Below are 6,949 nucleotides of genomic sequence, written 5' to 3'. Positions count from 1 at the left end.
CCCCTCCCCCCCCCCCCCCCCCCCCCCCCCCGCGCCCTCGGGCTTATCGTCGTTAGTGGCCATAACATGCCCCTCGGAGGCGGAAGCCCACTCCGCGGGATCCTGTTCGACCCATTCAACTCTCCCCCTGGGACCACTCATGACTTTGTCGCATTCTAATGTCGGACTTCAAAGAAGACTTTAGCGAGTGGCAGCCGGGGAATCGTCGTCGTGAAGGTCGATGGACGTACGGCCTGTTTCGGTCGGGCGGCGGACTTCGCCTTCCAGCAGCAGTCGCTCCAGCGTGTCACGAGCGCGGGAAATACGGCTCTTGACCGTGCCGACGGAAACGCCGGTATGCTCGGCAATCGTCTCGTAGGGAAGGCCCTCGAGGACCGCCAGAAGCAGGGCTTCACGCTGCGCTGCCGCCAACTTGCCGAACGCCGACATGAACTCACGCATAACCAACCCACTGTCCTGATGAGGGGGGTGAGAGAGGGACTCGGCAATCGCCGTGTCCACCGGAACGGTCGGGCGCCGACGGCGGAGACCGGAAATGAATTCATTGCGCTGGATGCGGAACAGCCAGGCGGCCAAGTTGGTGCCGGGCTGGAAGCTGTTGCGGCCGGTGAGCGCCTTGATCACCGTGTCGTGCACGAGATCGTCCGCCTGGTCGCGATCGCGGGTCAGGGACAAAGCGTAGATGCGCAGGCGGGGCAAGATGGTCTTGAGCTGCTCGTGGAAGTCCCGAGTGCCGTCATCCTGCGTGGTCTGCGTGGCCATTAGCAATCTCCCGAAAAGTTGCGTCGTGACAGGAACAATGTCGGCCAGATGAATTAGTTACACAGGCGGGATCAGAATTTTGTAAGTCGTTGTAATCCTTGATAAGTTGACGGGCGGCTATTGCAGTTTTTCCGAGAGATACTTGCGAGCGCGTGACACGCGGGCCTTCAGAGTGCCGACGGAGCAACCGCAAAGGCTGGCAGCTTCCTCGTAGGAAAATCCGCCGGCGCCGATCAGGACGAGGGCTTCCCGTGATTGTGGATTCAACTTCCACAATTCCGAGGAAAGCTCCTTCAACGCCAGCGAGGCTTCCGGATTGTCCACCGCCGGAAGCGGTGTCGCGGCATCGTTGTCGATCGTCAGGGGACGGCGGCGTTGGGTTCGCAAATCCGAATAGAAACGATTGCGCATGATGGTGAACAGCCAGCCCTTGAGATTTGTGCCCGGAGTGAACTGCGTTTGCTTGTCGAGCGCGGCGAGGACGGTGTTCTGGACAAGATCGTCGGCAGCCTCGCGTTCGCGACACATGAAGCGCGCAAACGCACGCAGGTCCGGAAGAAGAGCCACGATCTCGTCTTTCATCACACTTCTATTTGGGGATTGTACCACCGTCATGAAAGGGCAAATCGCGGTCGCAACCACATCTAGGTGTGCATGTTGGACCTGCGATACCGGGAATCGGCGGCACGGAACCTGGAGCCTCGAAAGGCGTTGTGGTGCCGACATTCATTCCATGACGAGGATCGTATGGGACGCGCGGCAATCCTTTGGCTTCTAGGGGTACCGATCCCGGTACTGTTGCTGATGTGGGTGTTGGGCTGGCTCCATTGAGGCGGGCTGGGCGATAAGTAAGACGAACCTTGCGGACGGGCGGTTTTTTGAGCCCGTCCGCAAGCATTTTCGCCGGGTCGGGACGCGGGGCAGCGTCTTTCCGGCACGTCACGCACAGCGTACTGTAGGCATATCGGTACGGCTTGCCGCGTGAGACGATTTTCGAGTGATGAGGGAGAACGACGTGGCTGAAGAGCAGGTAGCTTCCAAGAAAGTGTCCGAGGCGATCACCAGGACGCTGCCGTTCCTGCGTCGCTACGCTCGGGCCGTTACCGGTTCGCAGCAGCAGGGCGATGAATGGGTTCGTCTGTGCGCCGAGGTGGCGGTGCAGCAACCCGAACTGATCGCTGAGGCCGAGGATACGAAGCTCGGCGTGTTCGCGCTTTTCCACCGGCTTCGCCAGCCGTTCGGTGACATGGAAGCGGCCGCAAGCGGTGGTGAAAGCGTCCGCGGACGTCTGAAGGAATCGCTCACCGACATGGCGCCGATGCAGCGGCAGGTCCTGCTGCTGACCGTGCTCGAGGGTTTCACGGTTGCCGACGCGGCCCATGTCCTCGGCGTCAGCATCGATGATGCCGAGCGCAGCCTCGAGGAGGCACGCCGCGAACTGCAGCGTGTGGCTTCCGTCCGTATTCTCGTCATCGAGGACGAGGCGGTCATCGCGCTCGACGTGGCCGACATCGTGCGCAACGCCGGTCACGAGGTCGTGGGCATCGCGGCGACCGAGAAAGCCGCCATCGAACTCGCCAAGAAGCATGCGCCGCATCTCGTGCTGGCCGATATCCAGCTTCGCGGCTCCGACAGCGGAATTTCCGCCGTCAACCAGATCATGAAGTCGATGTCCGTTCCGGTGATCTTCGTGACGGGTTTCCCCGAGCGTCTGCTGACGGGCAAGCAGGTCGAGCCGGCGTTCGTGATCTCCAAACCGTTCGATCCTGATCTTCTTCGTGCGGCGATCGCGCAGGCGCTCGACACCGTATCGATCTGAAGCCGAGACGGATCGTGGCGCGATGGTCGCTTCGCTCCAAGCTCGTCACGCTCGTTGCGCTGGCTCTGCTGCCCGTCCTCGGGCTGGCGGCCTGGCAGGCTAAACTCCAGGAGGAGGCGGACGTCTCGCAGCGCGCCTCTGCACTCGGGTCGGTCGCCGATCTGGCGGTGGCGCGCTATGGCGGCCTCTTCGACTCGTCGCGGCGCATGCTGACGGCGGCCTGTGCCGACGAATCGGTCGAGCAGAGCGCCGCCGTCGAGCCCCCCGACGATAGCGTAGGGCGGTGCGCGAGTTATCTGTCGAAGCTGCTCACGGCCTATCCCGGTCAATATTCGACGGCGCTGGTGACCGACGAGCAGGGGATCGCGCGCTGTGCTTCGGATCCCAAGGCGATCGGCATGAGCTTCGCCGATCGTGACGTTTTCCAGAAAGTGCGGCCGGCCAAGGGGCTAGTCGTCGGCGATACGATTGCCAGCCGCATTTCTCCCAATGCGATCATTCCCATCGCCGTTCCGGTCATGCGCGACGGGACGTTCCGCGGCATGTGCGCCCTGGGCATCACGCTGAGGGCGCTGGCGCAGGCGGCTGCCCAGGCGGAAGGGACCGCCGGGACGGCGGTCGCGGTCGTCGACCGGTCCGGGGCGGCCATTGGAGGCGATGTAACGGCCATGCGTCGGCTGCCGGTGCCGGCGCGCCTGGCTGAAGTCCTGACCGGCAGTCAGGTCAGGTTTTCCGATTTCGGGCAGGATGGGGCGTACTACGAATTCCGCATCCGGCCGGTCGGCGGGAATGCGCTCTTTGCCGTCGTGTCGGCGCCGGTCGCCGACAGTCCCTTGGCCTTTGCCGGCGCCTGGGTGAGCTTCTTCTTCGTGGTGCTGGCGGCGATCGTGGTGCTGCTGGTCATCTGGTTCGGTGCCGACCGCTGGTGCGTTCGGCCCCTTCGTTATATCCAGGATTTCGCCGACAAGGTCGCTCGCGGCGAAAACATTACCTTGATGCCGCCGCGGCCCTGGAGTCCGGAAATGGCATCGGTCGGAGCGGGCGTGACGGCCATGGCGGAGGCCATCGCCAGCCGCGAGGCCGCGCTACGCGCCAACCTCGAGCAGCGCGACCATATGCTTCGCGAGATCCATCACCGGGTGAAGAATAACCTGCAGATGATCTCGAGCCTGCTCAACCTGCAGGCCGGCGAGATCAGGTCGCCGCGCATTCGCCGGTTTTTCGGCGATGCGCAGAACCGCGTGCTCACCTTGTCCATCCTGCACCGCCATCTTTACGAGCGGTCGAGCTGGTCGCTGGTCGATTTCCAGCAGTTCATCAGCGATCTCGTCCGGCAGATATCGGTTGGACGCACGCCGGGCGGCAGGCAGGCCCCGCGCTATCACATCCGCGCGCCGATCATGGCCGTCGGCCCCGATACGGCCATCCCGATCGGCCTGATCGTCACGGAAGCCGTCAGCATTGCCCTCGGCCATGATTTCAGCAAGACGGCCGCGCCGGAGATCCGCATCGAGACGAGCGAGCGCGGCGAGGAGGTCCAGCTCGTCATCGAGGACAATGGCGTTCAGCGCGATGCCGGCGTGCCTGCACCCGACGGGAGGGGCGGCTTCGGCCTGACCCTCATCCGCGGCCTGGCCATGCAGCTGGGCGGCGAGGTCTCGATCGAGCGCAAGCCGGACGGCGGCAACAGGGTCGTCGTCGTCTTCCCGACGCCTGCCGCGGACGAGCCGGTAAATGCCTAGCCTGTTGCGGTCCGCACGATCGACCGGGGTGATCGCGGGCATCACCCTCGCCGTGCTGATCGCGACCGGCCTTATGCTCGCCTTCACCCATTCGAAGTCCGCGGCCCGCCAGCAGCGTCTGGTCGTCGCCAACTACGAGACGATGGCGTTGATGCGCGAGATGGTGATCGCGGTGCAGGACGCCGAGGTCGGACTGCGCGGCTACCTGCTGACCGGAGACGTTACCAGCCTGGAGCCTTACGAGCGCGCGCGCGTCAGGATCGAGGCGAGCATGCGCCAGCTCGAGGCTTCGGTCGCCAGCGACCCCGACACGACGCGGCAGTTCCAGGAGTTCCGCAACGTCACCGCACAGAAATTCGATCAGCTCAACGCCACCGTCGGCACCTACCAGACGAACGGCCGCGAGGCGGCACTCGCGCTCGACCGGACGGGTGCGGGGCGCGCGATGCTCGGCCAGGTCAGGTTGCTGGGCGACGCCCTCGTCGAGGGGCAGAGGCTTCTGCTGGCGCGGCGACTGACGTCGCTGCGATCCGAGCAGGAACAGGCGGATATTGCCGGCCTGCTGGTGATGGGCGGGGCGTTCATCTGCCTGATCGTCGGCATCTGGGTCATCGTGCACAGCGCCGGCCGCCTCGAGCGCAGCCAGTACGCACTCGCCGGCCGGACACGCCTTCTCCAGGCGACCCTCGAAAGCCTGCGCGATCCCATCTTCGTGATCGACGGCGAGCGGGCCGTCGTGGCCTGGAACGAGGCGTTCGCCAGGCTCGCGCAATGGGAGCCGGGCAGGCAGGCGCCCCCGACCCTGGATCAGCTCCTGTCCGAGCGCTCGCCGGCCACGCGGGCTCTGCTCCTGCCGCTCGACCTCGGCACGACTCCTTCCAAGACGCCGGCGGTGATTCGCGTGGCGCATGACGGGCGCGACTACGAGGTCTATCGCGGCGAGATGGCGGGCGGCGGCGCGGTCGTGCGTTGCGTCGACATCACCGAGAAGCTGCATGACGAAGCGGCCCTGCGGCAGGGCCAGAAGATGGAAGCCACCGGCCAGCTCACCGGCGGGATGGCGCACGACTTCAACAACATCCTGCAGGTGATTCGCGCCAACCTCGATCTGCTGAAAGGCGAGGCCGGGGATAATGAAGCGATGCTCTCGCGCGTGCAGAGCGCGACGGCGGCGGCCGATCGCGGCGCGCGCCTCACCCAGCAGCTTCTCGCCTTCGCCCGGCGGCAACCGCTGACACCGCAGCCCACCAACATCGCCAAGCTGGTAACCGATCTCGCCGACCTGATGCGCCATTCGCTGGGCGAGCGCATCGGCATCGAGCTCAGGGTGGCCGACAATCCGTGGAACGCCAGGATCGACGCGGGCCAGCTCGAGAACGCCATCCTCAATCTGTCGATCAACGCCCGCGACGCCATGCCGGACGGCGGCACCGTGCGCGTCGAGGTCTCCAACGCAACGCTCGATCGCCGTTACGCCGCACTCCATCCCGATGTGAACCCGGGACCCTATGTCCTCGTCGACGTGAGCGATACCGGCACCGGCATGCCGCCCGAGGTCGCCGCGCAGGCCTTCGATCCTTTCTTCACGACGAAGGGCGACGGCAAGGGCACGGGGCTCGGCCTCAGCATGGTCTATGGCTTCGTTCGCCAGTCGAACGGCCATATCCGGATCGACAGCGCGATCGGGCAGGGGACCAGCATCAAACTCTATTTGCCGCGCACCGAGGATCCGGTCGTCGAGGAGCCCATCGATTCCGGTGTTGCCGTGAGCGGCAGCGAGCGGATTCTCGTCGTGGAAGACAGCGAAGACGTCCGCCGCGCCGTCGTCGACATGCTGACCGGCTGGGGCTATCGCGTCGAGGCGGCGGAGGATCCCGACGTGGCGGCGGCGATCCTGGAGAAGGATTCCGCCTTCGATCTCCTGTTCACCGACATCGTGATGCCGGGCACGATCACCGCCGTCGAACTCGCGCAGGTGGCGCAGCGTCTGCGGCCGGGCATTGCCGTGCTCCTGACCTCGGGGTTCGCTCGCGGCCTGATCCCGGATCATACGAGGTCGGGCTACCCCATGATCGCCAAGCCCTACAGCAGCGATGCCCTGTCGGCGAAACTGCGCAGCGTGCTGGCGAGCCGCCGCCCTGTGCTTACCCCGCCCGAGGCCCCGATGGAGGAGGCGCCGCCGCATCCGGCAACCGAGGGCAGGGCGAGGCGGGTCCTCTTGGTCGAGGACGAAGTGCTGCTTCGCATGTCGACCACGGACATGCTCGAACGGCTGGGCTGCTCCGTGTCCGGGGTCGGCAGCGGCGAGGCGGCCCTCGAACTCCTGGCCAAGGAAGGAGGTTACGACCTCCTGGTTACCGATGTCGGCTTACCCGGCATGAGTGGCGAGGAACTTGCCGTGAAAGTGCGGGAACTCTATCCCGCGTTGCCAGTGGTGATTGCCAGCGGCTATGGTCGTTCCGGCATGCAAGCCGAGGGTACGCAGTTCATTTCCAAGCCGTATTCGTCGATTGATCTGCAGCAGGCCTTGGATCACACCGCACGAAAGGGCGTTTGATCTTTCCCCGACGATACCGCGCGTAGGCTGCAACCCCGGACGATTTTGTGGCGTTCATCTGTTGAGGAT

The 6,949-nt window shown here is 65.0% G+C and carries 5 protein-coding genes; 3 read left to right on the top strand and 2 right to left on the bottom strand.

Annotated elements, in window-relative coordinates; genetic code table 11:
- Window positions 1-180: 180 nt before the first annotated feature.
- Both AC1ROX_RS19635 and AC1ROX_RS19630 read right to left on the bottom strand, forming a co-directional pair.
- The gene (locus AC1ROX_RS19635; RefSeq protein ID WP_493128193.1) at window positions 181-762 is read right to left on the bottom strand and encodes a sigma-70 family RNA polymerase sigma factor; all 582 of its coding nucleotides are present in this window, start codon (window positions 760-762) and stop codon (window positions 181-183) included.
- Window positions 763-879: 117 nt separating this feature from the next.
- Window positions 880-1,344, bottom strand: coding sequence for a sigma-70 family RNA polymerase sigma factor (locus AC1ROX_RS19630; RefSeq protein ID WP_493128191.1), 465 nt, complete (start codon window positions 1,342-1,344; stop codon window positions 880-882).
- 433 nt (window positions 1,345-1,777) lie between these two features.
- Between AC1ROX_RS19630 and AC1ROX_RS19625 the strand changes: the two genes are divergently transcribed.
- From AC1ROX_RS19625 to AC1ROX_RS19615, 3 genes are read left to right on the top strand one after another with little or no spacing between them, the layout of a single operon-like run.
- Window positions 1,778-2,581 carry a response regulator gene (locus AC1ROX_RS19625; RefSeq protein WP_493128189.1) on the top strand — a complete coding sequence of 268 codons (804 nt, stop codon included), beginning with the start codon at window positions 1,778-1,780 and terminating at the stop codon, window positions 2,579-2,581.
- A gap of 14 nt (window positions 2,582-2,595) precedes the next feature.
- Window positions 2,596-4,323 carry a sensor histidine kinase gene (locus tag AC1ROX_RS19620; RefSeq protein ID WP_493128187.1) on the top strand — a complete coding sequence of 576 codons (1,728 nt, stop codon included), beginning with the start codon at window positions 2,596-2,598 and terminating at the stop codon, window positions 4,321-4,323.
- Window positions 4,316-6,880 carry a response regulator gene (locus AC1ROX_RS19615; RefSeq protein WP_493128185.1) on the top strand — a complete coding sequence of 855 codons (2,565 nt, stop codon included), beginning with the start codon at window positions 4,316-4,318 and terminating at the stop codon, window positions 6,878-6,880. Before AC1ROX_RS19620 ends, AC1ROX_RS19615 begins: the two co-directional genes overlap by 8 nt.
- Window positions 6,881-6,949: the final 69 nt, after the last annotated feature.

Source organism: Reyranella sp. GW821-FHT14A01 (genome assembly GCF_058803965.1).
The sequence above is the reverse complement of the archived record's forward strand: the minus strand, read 5'-3'. Positions and strand labels throughout refer to the sequence as shown.